General features: G+C 64.7%; 21 protein-coding genes. 6 read left to right on the top strand and 15 right to left on the bottom strand.

All coding sequences use genetic code 11. The annotated features are described in order from the left end of the window. Positions 1–73 precede the first annotated feature (73 nt). Together ltaE and NH14_RS01510 are read right to left on the bottom strand one after the other, a co-directional pair. Positions 74–1,078 carry a low-specificity L-threonine aldolase gene (gene ltaE, locus NH14_RS01515; protein ID WP_035527944.1) on the bottom strand — a complete coding sequence of 335 codons (1,005 nt, stop codon included), beginning with the start codon at positions 1,076–1,078 and terminating at the stop codon, positions 74–76. A gap of 174 nt (positions 1,079–1,252) precedes the next feature. After that, positions 1,253–1,996, bottom strand: a complete 744-nt coding sequence (locus NH14_RS01510) for a peptidoglycan DD-metalloendopeptidase family protein (RefSeq protein WP_035527947.1) — start codon at positions 1,994–1,996, stop codon at positions 1,253–1,255. A gap of 340 nt (positions 1,997–2,336) precedes the next feature. On the opposite strand from NH14_RS01510, the gene NH14_RS01505 reads away from it, so the two are divergent. The 3 genes from NH14_RS01505 to NH14_RS01495 all read left to right on the top strand — a co-directional run bounded on the left by NH14_RS01505 (position 2,337) and on the right by NH14_RS01495 (position 3,498). Then, positions 2,337–2,657, top strand: a complete 321-nt coding sequence (locus NH14_RS01505; RefSeq protein WP_035527950.1) for a hypothetical protein — start codon at positions 2,337–2,339, stop codon at positions 2,655–2,657. A gap of 72 nt (positions 2,658–2,729) precedes the next feature. Beyond that, positions 2,730–2,894, top strand: a complete 165-nt coding sequence (locus NH14_RS01500; protein WP_162531586.1) for a hypothetical protein — start codon at positions 2,730–2,732, stop codon at positions 2,892–2,894. Beyond that, entirely contained in the window at positions 2,881–3,498 is a 618-nt protein-coding gene (locus NH14_RS01495) for a DUF2968 domain-containing protein (RefSeq protein WP_237179494.1), read from the top strand. Before NH14_RS01500 ends, NH14_RS01495 begins: the two co-directional genes overlap by 14 nt. Positions 3,499–4,112: 614 nt before the next feature. Here NH14_RS01495 and NH14_RS01490 read toward each other — a convergent pair. From NH14_RS01490 to NH14_RS01465, 6 genes are all read right to left on the bottom strand, one after another. After that, complete coding sequence (locus tag NH14_RS01490) at positions 4,113–4,442, bottom strand: DUF4148 domain-containing protein (RefSeq protein ID WP_035527953.1); 330 nt, start codon at positions 4,440–4,442, stop codon at positions 4,113–4,115. Between the two features lie 197 nt (positions 4,443–4,639). Further along, a complete protein-coding gene (gene gnd / locus NH14_RS01485) occupies positions 4,640–6,049 on the bottom strand; it encodes an NADP-dependent phosphogluconate dehydrogenase (protein WP_035527956.1) in 1,410 nt (469 codons plus the stop codon). Between the two features lie 122 nt (positions 6,050–6,171). Then, entirely contained in the window at positions 6,172–6,810 is a 639-nt protein-coding gene (locus tag NH14_RS01480; RefSeq protein ID WP_052148118.1) for a DUF938 domain-containing protein, read from the bottom strand. A 62-nt stretch (positions 6,811–6,872) separates the two neighbouring features. Further along, complete coding sequence (locus NH14_RS01475) at positions 6,873–7,490, bottom strand: pyridoxamine 5'-phosphate oxidase family protein (RefSeq protein WP_035527958.1); 618 nt, start codon at positions 7,488–7,490, stop codon at positions 6,873–6,875. A 105-nt stretch (positions 7,491–7,595) separates the two neighbouring features. Then, a complete protein-coding gene (locus NH14_RS01470) occupies positions 7,596–8,489 on the bottom strand; it encodes an NAD-dependent protein deacetylase (protein ID WP_035527960.1) in 894 nt (297 codons plus the stop codon). A 23-nt stretch (positions 8,490–8,512) separates the two neighbouring features. After that, positions 8,513–8,734, bottom strand: a complete 222-nt coding sequence (locus tag NH14_RS01465; RefSeq protein WP_331253399.1) for an oxidoreductase-like domain-containing protein — start codon at positions 8,732–8,734, stop codon at positions 8,513–8,515. A gap of 144 nt (positions 8,735–8,878) precedes the next feature. Between NH14_RS01465 and NH14_RS01460 the strand changes: the two genes are divergently transcribed. Together NH14_RS01460 and NH14_RS01455 are read left to right on the top strand one after the other, a co-directional pair. Continuing rightward, positions 8,879–9,499: a LysE family translocator gene (locus NH14_RS01460; RefSeq protein ID WP_035527963.1), complete on the top strand. Its 621-nt coding sequence runs from the start codon at positions 8,879–8,881 to the stop codon at positions 9,497–9,499. Positions 9,500–9,730: 231 nt separating this feature from the next. Then, positions 9,731–10,708, top strand: a complete 978-nt coding sequence (locus NH14_RS01455; RefSeq protein WP_035528294.1) for a 2-dehydropantoate 2-reductase — start codon at positions 9,731–9,733, stop codon at positions 10,706–10,708. 107 nt (positions 10,709–10,815) lie between these two features. Here the strand turns inward: NH14_RS01455 and NH14_RS01450 are convergent, their stop codons facing one another. Both NH14_RS01450 and oxlT read right to left on the bottom strand, forming a co-directional pair. Continuing rightward, entirely contained in the window at positions 10,816–11,877 is a 1,062-nt protein-coding gene (locus tag NH14_RS01450; protein ID WP_331253398.1) for a LysR family transcriptional regulator, read from the bottom strand. A 31-nt stretch (positions 11,878–11,908) separates the two neighbouring features. Beyond that, positions 11,909–13,237, bottom strand: a complete 1,329-nt coding sequence (gene oxlT / locus NH14_RS01445; RefSeq protein WP_035527965.1) for an oxalate/formate MFS antiporter — start codon at positions 13,235–13,237, stop codon at positions 11,909–11,911. 360 nt (positions 13,238–13,597) lie between these two features. On the opposite strand from oxlT, the gene NH14_RS01440 reads away from it, so the two are divergent. Then, on the top strand, positions 13,598–14,542 hold the full coding sequence (locus tag NH14_RS01440; RefSeq protein WP_035527968.1) for a LysR family transcriptional regulator: 945 nt from the start codon (positions 13,598–13,600) through the stop codon (positions 14,540–14,542). Between the two features lie 78 nt (positions 14,543–14,620). Here NH14_RS01440 and NH14_RS01435 read toward each other — a convergent pair whose 3' ends face one another. The 5 genes from NH14_RS01435 to NH14_RS01415 form a co-directional block, all read right to left on the bottom strand. Then, the gene (locus NH14_RS01435; RefSeq protein WP_035527969.1) at positions 14,621–15,664 is read right to left on the bottom strand and encodes a hypothetical protein; all 1,044 of its coding nucleotides are present in this window, start codon (positions 15,662–15,664) and stop codon (positions 14,621–14,623) included. Between the two features lie 183 nt (positions 15,665–15,847). After that, complete coding sequence (locus NH14_RS01430; RefSeq protein ID WP_035527971.1) at positions 15,848–16,672, bottom strand: fumarylacetoacetate hydrolase family protein; 825 nt, start codon at positions 16,670–16,672, stop codon at positions 15,848–15,850. A gap of 142 nt (positions 16,673–16,814) precedes the next feature. After that, the gene (gene frc / locus NH14_RS01425; protein ID WP_035527973.1) at positions 16,815–18,062 is read right to left on the bottom strand and encodes a formyl-CoA transferase; all 1,248 of its coding nucleotides are present in this window, start codon (positions 18,060–18,062) and stop codon (positions 16,815–16,817) included. Positions 18,063–18,509: 447 nt separating this feature from the next. Then, positions 18,510–19,238 carry a GntR family transcriptional regulator gene (locus NH14_RS01420; RefSeq protein WP_035527975.1) on the bottom strand — a complete coding sequence of 243 codons (729 nt, stop codon included), beginning with the start codon at positions 19,236–19,238 and terminating at the stop codon, positions 18,510–18,512. Then, entirely contained in the window at positions 19,219–19,455 is a 237-nt protein-coding gene (locus NH14_RS01415; protein WP_035527976.1) for a hypothetical protein, read from the bottom strand. Before NH14_RS01415 ends, NH14_RS01420 begins: the two co-directional genes overlap by 20 nt. Between the last annotated feature and the right edge of the window lie 11 nt (positions 19,456–19,466).

The following is a 19,466-nucleotide window of genomic DNA, read 5'->3' as shown; positions in this document are numbered from 1 at the left end:
GCGGTAAGCGGTAAGCGGCTGGCAGCCGCGCCGCCGGCGCGGCGCGCTTCGCTTGCGCTTTTCGCTGCGGCCGTTAGCGCGTGAAGTAGCCCTTCACCGCCGCAACGAAGGTATCGATGTCGGCGGCGCTCACGTCGAGGTGCGTCACAAAGCGCGACGCATAGAGCATTTGCGTAAGGATGCCGCGCTCCTTGAGCCACGCCTCCAGCGGCGCGCAATCGGCCTGCGGGAACTGCGCGAACACCATGTTGGTGGCCTGCGACGCCACCTTCACTTCGTTGATCTGCGCGAGCCCGGCCGCGAGGCGCGCGGCGTTCGCGTGATCGTCGGCGAGGCGCGCGACGTTGTGATCGAGCGCGTAGAGGCAAGCCGCCGCGAGCACGCCCGCCTGGCGCATGCCGCCGCCCAGCATCTTGCGCCAGCGGTGCGCCGAATCGATCAGCGCCTTGCTGCCCACCAGCACCGAGCCCACCGGCGCGCCCAAGCCCTTCGAAAAGCAAATCGACACCGAATCGAAGCCCTCGGTCAGCGCCTTGAGCGACTGGTTCGAGGCAACCACCGCGTTGAACACGCGCGCGCCGTCGAGGTGCGTGGCAAGCCCGCGGCCATGCGCGAACTGTGTGGCCTCGGCGACATAGACCGCGGGCAGCACCTTCCCGCCGATGGTGTTCTCGAGCGCGAAGAGGCGCGTGCGCGCGAAGTGATCGTCGATCGGCTTGATCGCGGCGGCGACGCGCTCGAGCGGGATCGTGCCGTCTTCGGCGTTGTCGAGCGGCTGCGGCTGGATGCTGCCGAGCACCGCCGCGCCACCGCCCTCGTATTTGTACGTGTGGGCCGCCTGGCCGACGATGTATTCGTCGCCGCGCGCGCAATGCGCCATCAGTGCGGCAAGGTTGCTCTGGGTGCCGCTGGGGAAAAACAGGCCCGCTTCCTTGCCGGCCTCCTCCGCCACGCGCGCCTGCAGGCGCAGCACGGTGGGGTCGTCGCCCCAGACGTCGTCGCCGGTTTCGGCGCGGGTCATGGCGGCCAGCATGGCGGGGCTCGGACGGGTGACGGTGTCGCTACGCAGATCGATCATGCGGATGGCTTCCTCATAATGGCCGTGCGCGCACGGCGCGTTCCGCCGCGTTGCGCGGCGCGGAAACCATCGAGTGTATTTTCAAACGGCTCGCGAAGGGAAGCCTGAAACAAGAGAGCCCAAAACGAAACCGGGGCGCAAGGCCCCGGTGTGCAATGTCAGGCTGTCGCGTGCCTAGCGCGGCAGCAGTTGCAGCGGATCGACCGGCTTGCCGTCGCTGCGCACTTCGAACACCACGCCCGGAATGCCGTCGTTGTCGACGCCCATTTCGGCGATCGGCTGGCCTTGCGAGACGGCGTCGTCTTCCTTCACGAGCAGCCTGCCGTTGCGGCCATAGGCCGTCACGGTCTGATCGTTGTGCTTGATGATGACGAGCGGGCCATAGGCCTCGATGCCCGAGCCCGCGTAGACCACGCGGCCCGCGGCGGCGGCCCTGACCTGCTCGCCCTGGGTGCCGCCGATCACGATGCCGTTGGACTTGCCCGGCGAGAAGCGCTGCAGGATCGGGCCGCGCACGGGCCACGCCAGCGCGAGCGCAGCCGGTGCGGCCGGCGCAGGTGCGGCAACGCCGGCGGGCGCGGGCGCGGCGCTGGTGTAGGCCGGCGGCTGCGGAGCCGCATTCGCGTATCCCGGCGGAGGCGCGACGCGCAGCACCTGGCCCGGCAGCACCTGCGCGTTCTGCGGCATCTGGTTCCAGCTCGCGAGGTCTTGCGTGCGCTGGCCATAAGCGCTGGCGATACGCGAAAGCGTGTCGCCGGGGTTGACGCGGTAGTAGCCGGCCGGCACACCATTGGAGGTCATGGGTGCCGGAGTCGTATTGCTCTCCCAAGGCGGCATGACCGTGCTGCAGGCGCTGCAGGCTAGCGTGAGCGCGGCCAATGCCGCGTACGCGCCCGGGTTTCGCCGTTGTCGATTCATCTTGCTGTACCTCGCTGGTTCCTCGCTGTTTCCACGCCACATAAGGCGAGGATACGTATCCGGGATGCGCGTGGGGCTGCCGGCGTTCGCCTGCGATACCCTGATTCAAGCCGGAATTGGCGAACGGCCCCCATTATATCGTTCCATGCGCGACGCTCTTATTTCGCGCGCAGACGCGCACGCCGCGAATTGGCGCCGGCGCGACCCGCCAAGGCTCGCGCACGTCCGGCCCACTCGCTTGCGCGCTCGCCTATACTGGGTCCTGCTGCTCTCATCAGACAATCAGACAAATAAGCGAAAGGCCTCTCGCTGTGGTGCAACGTCCGTGAGGAACACCAGGATGAACAAAGCCACTTTCCTTTCCGTGCAGATCAACGTCGAAGACGTCGCCGCCTCGCCCGTCCTCGTCGAATTGCTGAACAACCACCTCGTCTTTGCTGCCGACGTCGCCGAAGCCGCCGACGAACTGATCCAGCACGCCAGTATCGCGCGGCTCTCCGGCGGCCTGGAAGCCACGGTCGAAATTCCGGCCGTCGTGATCGAGCGCCTGCGCGACGCGCTCGACACCCTAAGCGGCTATGACGAAACCTGGCTGTTCGCGCTCGAACCCGGACGCGCGCTATTCGACGATATCGCACGCCGGCGTCGCCTGCTGCATTGAGCGTGCGCATAGCGCGGGCCACCCCGGTCGGCGCGCCACTACGCGTGACATGACATTTTGGGGGGAAACGCCGTGAAGTCGTTCCTGAATCGCCGCAGCGCCGGGCTCTCCAACGGCGCCTCGCATCTCGTCGCCGTCGAACCCGGGACGCCGCCCGATGCCGCGCACGCGGCCAGTGGAGGCGTCGTCGTCGACGATGGCGCGCCCAGAGGCGCCGAAACGCTTGTGCCTAACTAACGCTCCCCACACCGGCACGGCGGCACGCCCGGTCTCCGCGCTGCACGCGGTGCCGGCCGTGCCCGCGCACCTGAGCAACCGGCCCGTGCAAGTCGCGGAGGGCGCTTCGTTCGAAGCACTCGCGGCCGCCAACGAGCTCATCACTTTCCGCGTGTTCCGCAGGTTCGACTACGTCGTGACGCTGCTATTCCATGGTCCCACGCTCTCTTACTTCGCGACCCTGCATCAGGACAACACGCTCTGGCACGCCTTGCGGGCCGCCGATCTCGATTCGGCCAGCGCGGCGTTTCATCATCTCGAAGAACAGGCGACGCGCTTTGCCGACGGCGAAACCCGCCTCGCCCAGCTCGTAGCGCAAAACGCGATGCTCACGAGGCAGATCGAGCAGGCGGAGACGCAAACCGAGCGACTGCGCATCGACTTGCAGCGCCATGCGGAGCAGGAGCACCGCATGAGCGCACGCCAGCATCAGGTGCGCAAGGACGTGGCGCAGCTCGAAGCGCAACGCGTCGCCGCCCAGGCGCAGCTCAACAAGGCGCACCGAACTATCCATCAGTTGAGCGTGGCGAGCAACGAAGCCGTACCGCATCTGCCGAGCCGCTGAAGCCTTCCTGTTACCGAATCCCCAAAAGAAAAGCGCGGGCCGGAAAAATACCGGGCCGCGCTGGGACTGCATACTGCTAATGCGTACTGCAACTTCGTGCTACGTACTGCAACTGCCAATGCAACCTCCTTGCTTACTGCACCTTCTACTGCGCACTGCACCTTCTACTGCTGACTACGTGCTGCTACTGCCTACTGCGTAAAACAACATCTACTGCCTGCTGCAACTGCCAACTACACCTCTTTGCTTACTGCACCTTCTACTACGTACTGCACCTTCTACTGCTGACTACGTACCGCTACTGCCTGCTGCGTTAAACAACATCTACTGCCTGATGCAACTGCCAACTTCACCTCTTTGCTTACTGCACCTTCTACTACGTACCGCACCTTCTACTGCTGACTACGTACTGCCGCTGCCTGCTGCGTAAATCAACATCTACTGCGTACTGCAACTGCCAACTACACCTCTTTGCTTACTGCACCTTCTACTGCGCATTACAACTTCCACTACCTACTGCATAAAGCCACTTCTACTACGCACTACAATTTCCAACCGCCACCTGCGCGAAGCCGCTCTGCACGACTTCGCTTCAACCTTCGGCCACTACGTGTTTAGTGACCGAAATAAACCGATTGCGACGGGGCGACTTGCCGCGGCTGCACTGCCGGGCCACCCGCCTGCGACGTGCCCACCGCCGGCGCGCCATAGCCGCTGGTATCGCCGCGCGCCAGTTTTTCCTGGGTCACGCGGGCCTGCGCGGCCTGCAGATTCTCCGGATAGTTCACTTGATTAGCCGCCGGGTTGTAACCGGCATGCTCGAGTTCGACGAGCTCCGCACGCACCTGGGCGCGGGTCATACCTTGCTGGCTCGACTGTGCAAACGAAACGGCCGGGATAGCGAGTGCTGCGGCCACCACAACTGCAGGGAAGAACTTTTTCATGACTCAACCTCCATCTGGTTTGTGTCCGCTTCGAACTCTGTGTCCGTCAGCGTTTGATGTAAGTCTAGGCGTTTACCCGCACCAGGGTAAACCCCAATAACGCAAAACATTGTTGCGAAAACGGTAATAAAAAAGGGAGCCAGATGGCTCCCTTTTTACCCAACAGCGCTCCGTCACGCGCTAACGTTGCGCGCGCTTCATGACCAGTCGGCGTGGAAGTTGCCGGGCTTGTCCACACGCTCGAAGGTATGCGCGCCGAAGAAGTCGCGCTGCGCCTGCACGAGGTTCGCGGGCACGCGCTCCGAGCGATAGCCGTCGAAGTACGCGATCGCCGACGAAAACGCGGGCACCGGCACGCCCGAGTTCACAGCCTGGATCACCACTTCGCGCAGCGCCGCCTGGTAATTCGCGGCGATGTCGCGGAAGTATGGATCGAGCAGCAGGTTGTCGAGCTGCGGGGCCTTCGCGTAGGCGTCCATGATCTTCTGCAGGAAGCGCGCGCGGATGATGCAACCGGCGCGGAAGATCTTCGCAATCGTGCCGTATTGCAGATCCCACTTGTACTCGTCCGAGGCCGCGCGCAGTTGCGCGAAGCCCTGCGCATACGAAATCACTTTCGAGAAGTACAGCGCGCGGCGCACCGCTTCGATGAACGCCTTGCGGTCACCCTGGAACGGCTTGGCATCCGGGCCCGCGAGCACCTTGCTCGCGGCCACGCGCTGCGTCTTGAGCGACGAGAGCACGCGCGCAAACACGGCTTCCGTGATGAGCGGCAGCGGCGCGCCCACGTCTAGCGCGTTCTGGCTCGTCCACTTGCCGGTGCCCTTTTGCGCGGCGCGGTCGAGAATCACGTCGACGAGATACTGGCCTGTCTCCTCGTCCTTCTTGCCGAAGATCTTCGAGGTGATTTCGATCAGGTAGCTGTCGAGTTCGCCCTCGTTCCACTCCGTGTAGACCTGGCCCAGTTCCTCGTTCGAGAGCCCGAGCACCTGCTTGAGCACCGCGTAGCTTTCGGCGATCAACTGCATGTCGCCGTATTCGATGCCGTTGTGGACCATCTTCACGTAGTGGCCCGCGCCGTCCGGACCCATGTACGCGACGCAGGGCTCGCCGTCGGGCGCCTTCGCGGCGATCTCGGTGAGAATCGGCGCAACCAGATCGTAGGCGTCGCGCGGGCCGCCCGGCATGATCGACGGGCCCTTGAGCGCGCCTTCCTCGCCACCCGACACACCCGTGCCGATAAAGTGCAGGCCCGCCTTCGCGAGTTCCTGGTTGCGGCGAATGGTGTCGGTGAAATGCGTGTTGCCACCGTCGATCAGGATATCGCCCTGGTCCAGCAGCGGTTTGAGCGCGGCGATGGTGGCGTCGGTGGGCTCGCCGGCCTTCACCATCATCAGGATGCGGCGCGGCTTTTCGAGCGACGCGACAAACTCTTCGAGCGTGTACGTCGGCACGAGCTTGCGCTCGGGGTACTCAGCGATCAGCTCGTCGGTTTTCTCGCGGGTGCGGTTGAACACCGACACCGCATGACCCCGGCTCTCGATGTTGAGCGCGAGATTGCGCCCCATCACGGCCAGACCCACCACGCCGATTGGCTGTTTGCTCATGTTGAATCTCCACTTCAATCAATTGGGGCAATGCCGCGCGGCGTTGCGCGCGACATCGATCGTGCAAGGATAAGGGAATCCTCCCCACGGCGTGCCGGAGCGCGCAAGGGCGTGATTATCGCCTACTGGCTGGCCGTGGCCGCCTGCTTGCGAAAGACCACGCTGAAGTTATTGGCCGGCATTGGCACCACGGCCTCGCAGACAAAACCTTCGGCCTGCGCAATCGCTTCGACGGCTTCGAGATCGCGCACGCCCCACGACGGATCGCGCGCGCGCAAATCGGCATCGAAGGCCTCGTTCGAGGGCGCCGTGTGTGCGCCGCCGCGCCGGTACGGACCATAGAGCACCAATGCGCCGCCCGCCGCAACTCGTGCGCCCGCGCCTTTCATCAAGGCGACAGCCGCCTCCCACGGCGCGATGTGAATCATGTTGATGCAGACGATGGCGTCCACGGCATTCACGGGCCAAGGCTCGCGGCGCACGTCGAGATCGAGCGGCTCGCGCAAGTTCGCGAGGCCCGCGTGCGCGCGCCACGCGGCGATGGACAGACGGGCGCGCGGATCGGCATCGCTCGGCTGCCACTCGATGCCGGGCAGCGCCGCCGCGAAATGCGCGGCGTGCTGGCCCGTGCCGCTCGCGATCTCCAGCACGGTGCCGCGCGCGGGCAGCGCGCTGCGCAATACGTCGAGGATCGGCGCGGCGTTGCGCGCGGCGGCGGGCGCCGTGAGGCGGTGGATATCTTGATCCTCGGGATCGTTCATCGTGTCGTGGGGTTTCGGGTTGCGTGAAACTGCGTGGAACTGCGCGGAATTGCGTGGAGCGCTCAGTACAGGCTCTTCTTCATGCGCTCGGCAAGATCGGCTTCATAGCGTTCGACGTCGAAGGTCTCGCCATATTGCTCGACGTTCACGCGCCGCAGCATTTCGCCCGCGCTCGGCAGTCTCGAGCGCTCGACATGGTGCGCCGGATCCCAGAGATTCGAGCGCACGATCGCCTTCGAGCAATGGAAATACACGCTTTGCACGTCGATCAGCAGCACCGAGCGCGGCGGCTTGCCGTCCACGGCGAAGCTCGCGAGCAGTTCCGGATCGAGGCTCACGCGCGCGCGGCCGTTCACGCGCAGCGTCTCGCCCACGCCCGGCACCATGAACAGCAGGCCGACCTGCGGCGCGGCCACCACGTTGCGCAGGCTGTCGACGCGGTTGTTGCCGGGGCGGTCGGGCAAGGCCAGCGTGCGCGAATCGAGGATGCGCACGAAGCCGGGCACGTCGCCGCGCGGCGAGCAGTCGAGCCCTTCGGGACCGCCCGTCGCGAGCACCACGAACGGCGAAAGCTCGATGAAGCGGCGGTAGTCCGCGTTCACGTGATCGATTTCCTTGCGCACCGAGCGCTCGTTCGGCGCGCCGTAGTGGGCTTCGAGTTCGGCGATCGTGTTCGGCATGAGGCTTCCTTGGGGCTGGATTGTTGCTTCGTTGCTTCGTAATGGCTTCATGGTGCCGCGATGCTGATGCCACTGGGGCGTGCTGTCTGAAATCGTGGCGCTTGTCTATCGTGACGCCGGCGCTGCATTCAGGCGCACGGCCAGCGCTTCGAGCGTGGCCGCGCACGGCGCCGCCACTTTGAGCGCGAGCAGCGGATCGGCGCGCGTCTTGCCGAGATTGATCGCCGCCACGGGCTTGCCGCGCTGCTGCGCCCACGCGCAGAAGCGATAGCCCGAATACACCATCAGCGACGAGCCGACCACCAGCACCGCATCCGCCTCGTCGAGCGCCGCCGAAGCGGCCGCCACGCGCTCGCGCGGCACGTTCTCGCCGAAGAACACCACCGACGGCTTGAGCACGCCGCCGCACGCCTCGCAAGCCGGAATGTCGAAGGCCTGCTCGCCGTCGAAGTCGAGGTGCGCATCGCCATCGGCGGCGGGCTCGGCGTACGCGTTCACGAGCGCGGGATTGCCCGCTTCGAGACGCGGCTGCATCGACGCCCGCGTGTATTGCGCGCCGCAGTCGAGGCAATGCACGTGACCGATGCTGCCATGCAGCTCGATCACATCGGCACTGCCCGCACGCTGATGCAAGCCGTCGACATTCTGCGTGACGAGCGCGCCCACCCGCTGCGCGGCGCCGAGTTGCGCGAGCGCGCGATGCGCACCGTTGGGCTGCGCAAGGCCGACGGTCGGCCAGCCGATCATGCTGCGCGCCCAATAGCGCCGCCGCGCGCTTTCGGAGCCGAGGAATTCCTGCAGCGTGATGGGCGGCGAGCGCTTCCACGCGCCGTTTTCATCGCGGTAGCCGGGAATGCCCGAGTCCGTGCTGATGCCCGCGCCGGTCAGCACAAACAGGCGCGGGTGACGTTCTGCGAACGCGTGCAGCGCGTCGAGCGCGGCGCAATCGGGCTGGCTGGCAGCAAGCGGCGGGGTGGAATCGGAAGCGGGATCGGACATGACAGTCTGGCGGCGATTGGGGATCAGCGACGAGGCGGCCGGCGCGCGGCCTCGCGCGCTTCCCAGGCTTTCAGCGCGGCGCGCCAACGGTCCATCTCTTCGGAGTAGAGATCGAAGATGCAGGGACTGCAGCCGCTCTGGCAGCAGTCTTCGTCATTGGGCCGCTCGGGCGGTAACGGACGCGGATCGTCCTCGGGATGGGAAGGCAAATGCATGAATGCGTGGGCGATGTAGCGGTTCGGCACGCCCAGTATACGGGACCATGCGAACGCGCGTGCGGGAGCGCCATCGCCCAGCTGAACATGCGCGCGGGGCATCGCGACGGATACACTTCGCGCTAGAATCGCGCAATGCGCCACCGGGCGCACGCACCGCGCCGAACTCCGATCATGTCCCTCACCGCCTGGCTCTTTTTCCTGCCCGCCTGCTTTGCGCTCAATATGGCGCCCGGGCCCAACAATCTCCTGTCGATCAACGTGGCCGCGCGCCACGGCTTCATGCGCGCGCTCGTGGGCGGCACGGGCCGGCTGGTCGCATTCGCGGCGATGATCGGGCTCGCGGCTACCGGGCTCGCATTCGTGCTGCGCGCCTCGGAGGCCATTTTCTTCGCGATCAAGCTCGCGGGCGCGGCCTATCTCGTGTGGCTCGCCGTGCAGCTCTGGCGCAGCGACGCCGCCCCGATCGGCATGAAACTCGACGACGATGCCACGCTCGCGCGCATTGCCCGGCGCGAGTGCCTCGTGGCGGCGGGCAACCCGAAGGCGATTCTCGTGTTCACCGCGTTCCTGCCGCAGTTCGTCAACGTCGCCAAGCCGATGCTGCCGCAATTCACCGTGCTGGGCGCGAGCTTTCTCGTGCTCGAATGCGTGGCCATCGCGCTCTACTCGCTCGCCGGCATGTACCTGGGCCGCTGGCTCACGCGCGAAAGCGTGCGCCGTTGGTTCAACCGCGCATGCGGCGCGTTTCTGGGCCTCATTGGCGTGAGCTTCCTGCTGGTCCGCCGCGCCTGATCCCCGCCCGCCTCCATCCCTTCTGATCTCAAGAAATCACTGGAAACCTCGGGAAAACACGTAGTCCATAATGTTTTCCTGATGGTTGCGCCGAGAAACTTTGACTGTCGTTAATCGACGGCAGCCCCTATGCTCGAACCATCGCCTGCGCGTGCGGCGAGTGGCCTGAATCACCCTGTCACTCGCATCGCGCGCGGACACGCGGTTTTCAACGTCATTGGGGGAATCCACATGAAGATCTGCATCTTTGGGGCGGGCGCCATCGGCGCCATGATGGGCGTGCAGATGGCCCGCGCGGGCGCCGACGTGAGCTTCGTCGCGCGCGGCCCGCATCTGGCCGCCATGCGCGAACGCGGCGCGCGCCTGCTGATGGACGGCGAGGAGTACGTCGCAAAGGTCCGTTGTACGAACGATCCGCGCGAGCTGGGCGTGCAGGACGTGGTGATCATCACGCTCAAGGCGCATTCGGTGGCGGGCGTGATCGACTCGATGCAGCCGCTCATCGGCAAGCACACCGCCATCGTGACGGGCACCAACGGCATTCCCTACTGGTACTTCTACCGCCACGGCGGCAAGTTCGAAGGCTCGCGGCTCGAAAGCATCGACCCGGACGGCTCGCAATGGACGCGTCTCGGGCCCGAGCGCGCGATCGGCTGCGTGCTCTATCCCGCCGCCGAAATCGAAGAGCCGGGCGTGATCCGCCACGTGTACGGCAAGAAGTTTCCGATCGGCGAGCCTTCGGGGGAGCGCACCTCGCGCATCGTGCAACTGCACGAAGTCATGACGGCCGCCGGCTTCGACGCGCCGATCCGCGAGAATATCCGCGACGAAATCTGGCTCAAGCTGTGGGGCAATCTCTGCTTCAACCCGATCAGCGCGCTCACGCACGCCACGCTCGACATCATCACCGAAGACCCGGCCACACGCGCCGTCGCGCGCACGATGATGCTCGAAGCGCAGCGCATTGCCGAGCAGTTCGGCGTGAATTTCCGCGTCGACGTTGAGCGGCGCATCAACGGCGCGGGCGCGGTGGGTGCGCACAAGACCTCGATGCTCGTCGATCTGGAACAGCGCCGGCCGATGGAAATCGATCCGCTGCTGACCGTCGTGCAGGAAATGGGGCAACTGGTGGGCGAAGCCACGCCGGCGATCGATACCGTGCTCGCGCTCATCAAGCAGCGCGAACGCATGGCGCAACGGGCAGCCTGAAAATACGAACGAAGAAGTTGAACGGGCCGCGCTAAAAATGCGCGGCCCGTTTTGCATTTGAAACGCGGCGGGAAAGAAAAAGCGCCCGCGAGGAGCGCCCGCAAAAATCAACCGATGCGCGCAAGTACCGCTGTTTCGCGTTCGAAGCGCGGCGCGGCGTGCGTATCGTGCGCGACATGTGCCACGTGCGCCTCGTGCGTTGATGCGATGGTGACGTGCTCTTTCGCAATCTGGCCGTCCGCGGCGAACTGCGACCACGCAGCCTGAGCGCAAGGACGCAACGAGCGATTGCGGCGCCGCACGAGCATCGTGCTCACCATCACGACCGGCTCCAGCACGCGCGCGACGAGCGGGCCCGCCGGCACCGGCCAATGGCACGCCGCGCCCAACGCGTCGCCGTGCTTCGGACGCGCGCCGTCGTCGCTGATGGGCAGAATGCCGATGCCCATGCCCAGTTGCGCCATGCGCGCGACGCCTTCGACATGCGCAAGCTCCTGGACCGGACGTCCCTCGGGCCGCAGCCCCTGGAGCGCGCGCATCACCGCGCCATGACAGCCGGCGTCGCGATTGAGCGTGAGGAGCGCCTCGCGCGCGAGTTCGTCCCAGCGCAGCGCGCCTTGCAGCGCAAGCGGATGATGCGAGGGCAGCACGGCGCACAACGGCGTGGTCGCAAGCGGCTGCACCTCGAAGTTGGCGCTCGTGAACGGCATGGCCTCGGCGATCACGCCGAAATCGGCTTCGCCCTGTTCGACGGCCTGCAAAACGGCGGCTTGCGGCAGGTCCCGCAATTGCAGCGACAACGAAGGAAACGCCGCCGCACAACGTGCGAACGCGGCGGGAACCCAGCCCGACGACAGCGCTGGATTGCTCGCCACAAGTACGACGCCGCTATATTCATGATGCGCGTCGCGGCCTTCGTTCAACGCCATTTCGATCTCGTCGAGCAAACGCCCGATGCGCCGCTCGAACCCGCTGCCCGCGAGCGTGAGTTCGACCTGGCGCGTCGTGCGATCGAACAGCTTCAGATCGATGGCCTCTTCGAGATCGCGCACGCAGCGGCTCACCGCCGACTGCGTGAGCCCGAATTCGCGCGCGGCGCGCGTGAAGCTGCGCTCACGCGCGACCGCGACGAATACCTTGAGTTGCTGCAGCGAAACGTTCATCGACATGGTCTGGCCCGTGTCAGCGTGTTTTCACGACTCATTCGCCGGTCTGCCTGGTCCAGTTCTGCAGGCCGGCAGGATTGGCCGAGAGCGAGGCGGAATGCTCGTCGCTGCGCTCGATCAGGCGATGGCGCATGGGCGCAAGGATGAACTTGGCGCTGATGCCCGCTGCGATCGTGATGATCGCCGCTGCGATGAACACCGCGCTCCAGCCGCCCGCTGACGAGAGCACCGAGGCCACCGGCACGAGCAGTGCGGCAGTGCCCTTCGCGGTATAGAGCGTGCCTGCGTTGGCCGCGGCGTACTTGCTGCCGAAGGTATCGGCGCAGATTGCGGGGAAGATCGAGAAGATCTCGCCCCAGAACAGGAAGATGAGCGCGGCAAACGTGATGAACGCATACGGGTTCGTGCCGTACTCCATCATGCCGAGCAGTGCGAGGCCTTCGCCCACGAAGATGAAGAACATGGCGTTCTCGCGGCCGATCTTGTCGGAGATGAAGCCGCACAGCGGACGCGTAAAGCCGTTGCAGATGTTGTCGATCGACAGCGTGAGCGTGAGCAGCGGCAGCGTTGCGCCGAACACGGTCATCGGCATGCGCGCGAGGCCCCAGTCCTTGGCGATCGGCCCGATCTGCGCGGTCGCCATCAGGCCGCCCGCGGCAACGGCAACGAACGCTGCGTAGATGACCCAGAATACCGGCTGCCGTACCATCTGCCCCGGCGTGTAGTCGACGCGCGAGACGAGACGGCGGCCCGCCGCCATGGCGGCGCGCGGTGCGGGCTTCACGAGCAGCAGCGCGAGCACGAGAATCGCCACGCCCTGCAGGATGCCGAAGAAGAAGAACGTGTGCTCGTAGCCCGAACGCGTAATCATGTTCGCGATAGGAATCACGGTGACAGCCGCGCCCGCGCCGAAGCCCGCCGCGGTCAGGCCCGCCGCGAGACCCCGGCGGTCCGGGAACCACTTGAGCGCGTTGCCCACGCAGGTGCCGTACACGCCGCCCGCGCCGACGCCCGCGAGCACCGACCCTGCATAGAGCATCGGCAGCGTGGTCGCATACGAGTAAAGCACCCATGCGAGGCCCGCGCACACGGCGCCGCCCATGACGACCGGGCGGGGGCCGAACTTGTCGACGAGCCAGCCTTCGATCGGCACGAGCCAGGTTTCAGTCAGGATGAAGATCGAGAACGCCAACTGGATCGAGGCTTCGCCCCAGTGATGGCGTGCGTTCATGGGCGCGACGAAGAGCGTCCACGCGTACTGCAGGTTGGCAACGAGGGCCATACATAGCATGCCCACCACCAGTTGACCCCAGCGGTTCGTCCAAAACGGACCGCCTTCGCTCCTTTGACTGATTGCATTCATCTCGGTTGTCTCCACTATCCGATCAAGAATCGCAGCCGCTTTTCCGGCTTGCATAAATATTGACTTATGGTCTACGAACCCACCCTTCTTTACTGCTTATTCTTATTTGCATCGGCACATAAAAATTCGAATGAAAATACGTAATTCCCCTTTCATTCCGCGAATTCATAAAGTGCCTGAAAGTCCATTCTTCGAGCCTTTTCGTACGGGTTTTCCCGTTGTTATGCGCTTTTCCAGGCGTTAACCCGCATGTCAAAGCACGGCATTCGAACGCCTTTCAACTCATGCTAGGGTGATTACTCGATTACTAATAATTAAAGTTTGTTATTATGTTGATTCAGTATCCTTTATGGATCGGCCATGACCATGCGAAACGCCACGCTGCGCCAGTTGAAAGTCTTCGAGACTGTGGCGCGCCATCTCAGTTTTTCGCGTGCCGCCGAGGAGCTGCATCTCACGCAACCGGCGGTTTCCACGCAGGTCAAGCAGCTCGAGGACCACGCCGGCTTGCCGCTGTTCGAGCAGCTCGGCAAGAAGATCTATCTCACGCCTGCCGGCTCGGAAATGCTGCACTACAGCCGCGCGATCATTCAGCAGTTCCATGAAGTCGACGAGGCCATGAGCCAGCTGAAGGGCATTTCGGGCGGCAAGCTCAACGTGGCCGTGATCAGCGCGGGCGACTACTTCTTTCCGCGCCTGCTCGCCGAATTCACGCGCCGCTACAAGGGCGTGCAGCTCAATCTCTCGGTGCACAACCGCGAGCAATTGCTGCAGCAGCTTTCGACCAACCAGACCGATCTCGCGGTCATGGTGCGCCCGCCGCACACGACCGACGCCATCAACGAGGCCTTCGCTCCGCACCCCTACGTGATCGTGGCGGCGCCCTCGCACCCGCTGGCGAACAAGCGCGGCATCAAACTCAGTACGCTCGCGAACGAAGCGTTCATCGTGCGCGAGCGCGGCTCGGACACGTGGAATTCGATGGAGGAAGGGTTTGCGGGCAAGATCACGAACCTGAAGATCGCGATGGAGATCCAGAGCACCGAGACGATCAAGCAGGCCGTAATCGCCGGCATGGGCATCGCGTTTCTCTCGGCGCACACGGTCAGCCTCGAATTGCAGGTCGGACACCTCACGGTGCTCGACGTCGAGGGCTTTCCGGTCATGCTCAACTGGTACCTCGTGCACCGCAAGAACAAGCGGCTGCCGCCGGTCGCGCTCGCGTTCAAGCGCTTCCTTCTTGAAGAAGGTAAGCAACTCATCGAAGACATCACGCGGGTGTCGGAGTCGTCACTTCATAAGTAAGGTTTAATGGGTCACGGCGCGTTCATCAGGCAAGCCTGATCGTTCGCGCCGTTCCCCGGATTCGCGGAATACGTTGCTTCAGTGCAGCCCGTGGTGCAGCCCCTGGCGCAGCCTTAGCGCGCCCTCGCGGCTGCGATTGCGTCTTCGGCGCGGCAAGTCCTGCGAAGCATGGTGCAGCGTGCGCGGCGTTTCGAACGGTGGTTCGCAGTCCGCCAGCCAGATATCGAGACTCGCGGGTTCGACCGCGCCGCGGCCGCAGGCCGCCATGAGCCATGCACCGGGCACGCCCGCGAAGCGGGCTCGCACAGGCGATTTCGACGCGATCCGCGAATCGGCGTCGGCCTGCCCGCCCGCAAACGCGCGCATGATGCCCGGACGCGGCGCAACCGGGCGGCGCGCGCCGCCCATGAGGCGCACGCCGAACGCGGCGGCGAGCACGCACGCGGCCACCAGCACGGAGAGCCCTAATTCAGCGGAAGCAAGAATGCGCACCGCCGCAAAGCCGTAGCCCAGTATCGCGAACAGAACGAACGCAATCGCATGCACCACACGATCGCCCGGCCGGAACGGCAAGCGGCGGCGCTCGTTCATGCCTGCGCCGCCGCTCATGCCAACGCTTGCGCTATATGCGAACGCACTCGCTGCCGCGCCAGTGAGCAGCGCACCCAGCGTGGCAGTGACGTAAAGCGCAGCGCGCCCCGAAGCGGGCAGCGCCGGCAGCATCAAGAAGCTGACAAGGCAGACGACAATGGACACCGCGCCCACCATGCAGCCCGCCACGGCGGTTGTCCGCGCGCGCTTCGCGAGGTTGTGCCGCGCACCCAGCCATAAACCGGCAAATACGCCGCATTCCGCAGCACCCACCGCATCGGGCCTGTACGCAAGCAGCGCCGCCAGCAAGCCCGGCGGCACCGTCAGTAGCAGTGCGAACGATATGGCGAGCGCGGTGCGCACCCACGGCGTCGCCTCGCGCGCATGCTTGCAGCGCGGTTTCGCGCGCGCGGGCGCGCGCCGCGCCCATGCTGGCGCGAGCGCCGCCAATTGTGCAAATACACATGCAAGCCACGCGTACAGCAGGCTGCCGCCGAGCCATGCCACGTCGCCTGCCAGTTGCTCCGGCATCTCTCCTCCTCGCACGCGGTACTCATGCCGCGTACGTAATCCTTTCGCGCTTCGAATGCCTGCTTGCGGCGCACACTTTCGTTGCGTCCCCAATCGTTCGTCTCGTCGCGCGATGCATCATGCCGTGCATCGCGCGACACGCTCGCGCGTTCTCCTGCTTGCTTCTGGGCTTGCCTTTTTCGGCTAAGCCGCCGGAACCGCCTCGCGGCCCGCGTGCGCCGGGTCCTGCGCGGCGCTCGCTTGCGCGCCCAACGCGTTCACCAGCGTGCCAATGCCTTCGATGGCGACCTCGACCGTCGCGCCATCACCGATCGAGCCCACGCCCAGCGACGTCCCGCACGCGATCACATCGCCCGGTTCGAGCGTGAGGTCCTGCGAAATCAGGCTCACTTGCTGCGCGGGCGTAAACACCATGTCGTCGAGCGGATAGTTCTGCCGCTCCACGCCATCGAGCCGCGTCACCACGCGCGCGCTGCGCCAGTCGAAACCCGAAACGATGGCAGGCCCCAGGCAACAGAATGTATCGAAACCTTTAGCGCGGCACCATTGCGGGAAGTGCGGATTTTCCGCGAGCAGGCCCGCCGCGGTTACGTCGTTGACGATGGTGTAGCCGAAGATCGCGTCCTCTGCCTCTGCAAGACTCGCATTGCGGCAACGCTTGCCGATCACGATGCCCAGCTCGCCTTCGAAGACGATTTTTCCCGCATAGTGAGCGGGCCGGCGGATCGGCACGCCCGATCCAATCACCGATTCCTTCGGCTTGATCAGAAAGAGAGGATGCTCCGGAACCGGCTTTTCGAGCTTCAACGCAAGCGCATGAAAATTGTTCCAGAGCGCCACGACCTTGCCCGGCGTGCAGGGCGCGAGCGGGGTGAGCGTGCGCAGCGCGAGCACCGCGCCAGTGGGCACCGGTTGATCGAGCCCTTCGTATTCGTGCAGATAACCGTTTTCTACGCGGCCGAACACGATACTGCCGTCGTTCGCCATCAAGCGCATCCATGTGTCCATGCTTCGCTCCATCGTTGCGTGGCGCGCTAGTGCCACGCGGTCAATCGGTTCAAAGATTCAATCGCTCATGGGCACGGGCGCATCGTTGCGCCCGCATCTATCTTCGCGTGCAGCTTCACCTGCCGCTTCACATCTCGTCGGTTCAGATCGCACCCGAAGCGCGCAGCGAACGGATATCCGCCGCGCTGTAGCCGAACTCGGCGAGCACTTCGTCCGTGTGCTCGCCCAGCAGCGGCGAGCGCGTGACCTCGGTGGGGCTGTCCGAGAGCTTGATCGGGTTGCCGACCGTGAGGTACTTGCCGCGCACCGGATGATCGACTTCGACGATCGTGCCGGTTTCGCGCAGCGATTCGTCGGCGGCAATCTCCTTCATCGAGAGAATCGGCCCGCACGGAATGTTCTGGCGATTGAGCACGGCCATCGCTTCGAACTTGGTGCGATGCATGGTCCAGCGCTCGATCTCGGCGAAGATCTCCTTGAGATGCGGCAGGCGCGCGCTGGCCGTGGCGTAAAGCGGATCGTCGATCCATTCCTCGCGGCCGATCAGCTTGCAAATGCGGTCCCACACGGGCGCCTGCGCGATGAAATAGATGTACGCGTTCGGATCGGTCTCCCAGCCCTTGCACTTGAGAATCCAGCCCGGCTGGCCGCCGCCCGAGGCATTGCCCGCGCGCGGCACGGCGTCGCCGAAGCTCTCGTTCGGGTACTGCGGATACTCCTTCATGACGCCGTCGCGATCGAGCCGCTGCTGGTCGCGCAGCTTCACGCGGCACAGGTTGAGCACGCCGTCCTGCATGGCCGCCAGCACCTTCTGGCCGCGCCCGGTATGGGTGCGCTGATACAGCGCCGTGACGATGCCGAGCGCGAGATGCAGGCCCGTGCCGCTGTCGCCGATCTGCGCGCCGGAGACGACCGGCGGGCCGTCGTCGAAGCCCGTGGTGGAGGCGGCGCCGCCCACGCATTGCGCGACGTTCTCGTAGACCTTGCAGTCCTCGTAGGGGCCCGGGCCGAAGCCCTTCACCGAAGCCACGATCATGCGCGGGTTGAGCGTCTGGATATGCTCCCAGCTGAAGCCCATGCGTTCCAGCGCGCCGGGCGCGAAATTCTCGACGAGCACGTCACAGTCGCGGATCATCCGCTCGAGTACGCGCTTGCCTTGCGGATTCTTCGTGTCGAGCGTGACCGAACGCTTGTTGCCGTTGAGCATCGTGAAGTACAGGCTGTCCGCGTCGGGGATGTCACGCAGTTGCTCGCGCGTGATGTCGCCCGCTCCGGCGCGCTCTACCTTAATGACGTCGGCGCCGAACCATGCAAGCAATTGCGTGCAGGTCGGGCCCGATTGCACGTGCGTGAAATCGAGAATGCGCACCCCATCCAGTGCCTTGCCCATGTCATGTCTCCCTTGGTTAGTCGTGGCCGGGCGAGTTTCGAAAAATCGGTGGATTGCGGGAGCGCCTGGGCGTCCGCGGTTGCTGCCTTTGCTGCGTCCTTGTTCAATACAGTATGTGATATATCACAACGAAGCAAGAGGGAATTTACCCCGCGCAAATGCAGGCTAAATTAGCCGAAGTCCTTGCCTGGTATGGATTTGAAGGAATTTGTGCGATTTTGGCGCGCAACGGGCAAGGGAAAACCCCGAGTCGATAGTGGCCAGATATTTCAGATTTCGTGCGCAGGATTGAGTGTTGCGCCCCCCCCTTGATGCGCATAAAGTCTCGCCGGGGCCTCCTCCTCGCCCCCTCGCCTCAGTTCGAGCGCGACTACACAGCCTAAACAAAAAAGGCGGGCGACCCTATGGTCGCCCGCCTCTCTCAAGCGAATCGCTGCCCTGCTGCGCTCAGTCCAGAAAGTCGCAATGCTTCTCGACGTATGCCGCGAGATCGAGCGAATGCTGGCGCACGAGCCGCTCCGCAAGCTCGGTGTCGCGCTTTTCGAGCGCCTCGATAATGCGCAGGTGATCGACGATCGAGCGCGAGGCCCGGTCGCTCTGCGAGATCGTCATGCGCCGGATCGCGCGCACGTGCACAAAAATGTTCTTGATCGTATCGAGGATCAACTGCGACTTCGATAGCTCGACGATGGCCTGATGGAACGCGATATTCGCGTCCGAATACTCGGCGATATGCTCGGCCGGCGTGCTGTCGCGGAAGTCGTCGAACATGTGGCGCAGCTTCGCGATTTCCGCGTCCGTTGCGTGGATGGTCGCGAGGCGCGCGGCCATGCTTTCGAGCGCGGCCCACATCTGGATCATCTCGACGATTTCACGCTTGCTCTTGCGCACGATATAGATGCCGCGGCGCGGCACCATGCGCAGGAAGCCTTCCTGCTCCAGCAGCGTCATGGCCTCGCGCACCGGCGTTCGGCTTACGCCAAGGGTTTCGCTCAGCACGCGCTCGTCCAGACGGATTTCTTCACGTGTCTGGTAGATATCTGCGTCGGCGATGGCCTGGCGCAACATGGCGTAAGCCTGATCGCGCAGGCTCAACGTGGCGTTGATGGGCTGCAGCGCCAGCTTGAGCGACGCGGCTTCCCGGGTAGCGACTGCTTCAGTGTGTTCTGACGACATTCATTGCCTCTTTAACAACTTGCACGTCGACCAGCGGGCGGCGCCCTGCTTGCAAGCCCAGCTTCGCGCGCGGCGCCACGCCGAGGCCGACATAGCGGCCATGCTCGGCCGCCTGCTCGATGGCCGCCTGTGGCAGCCACTTGGCGATCATAACCGTTGCCGCCGCGCCTAAGCTGACAACTGCCAAACCGAAGACTGAGAGAGAGATGAAATCCATTTGAAGCTCCA

Source organism: Paraburkholderia sacchari (assembly GCF_000785435.2).
In the GTDB taxonomy this organism is placed as follows: Bacteria; Pseudomonadota; Gammaproteobacteria; order Burkholderiales; family Burkholderiaceae; genus Paraburkholderia; species Paraburkholderia sacchari.
This window is presented reverse-complemented; position numbering and strand designations above follow the sequence as displayed.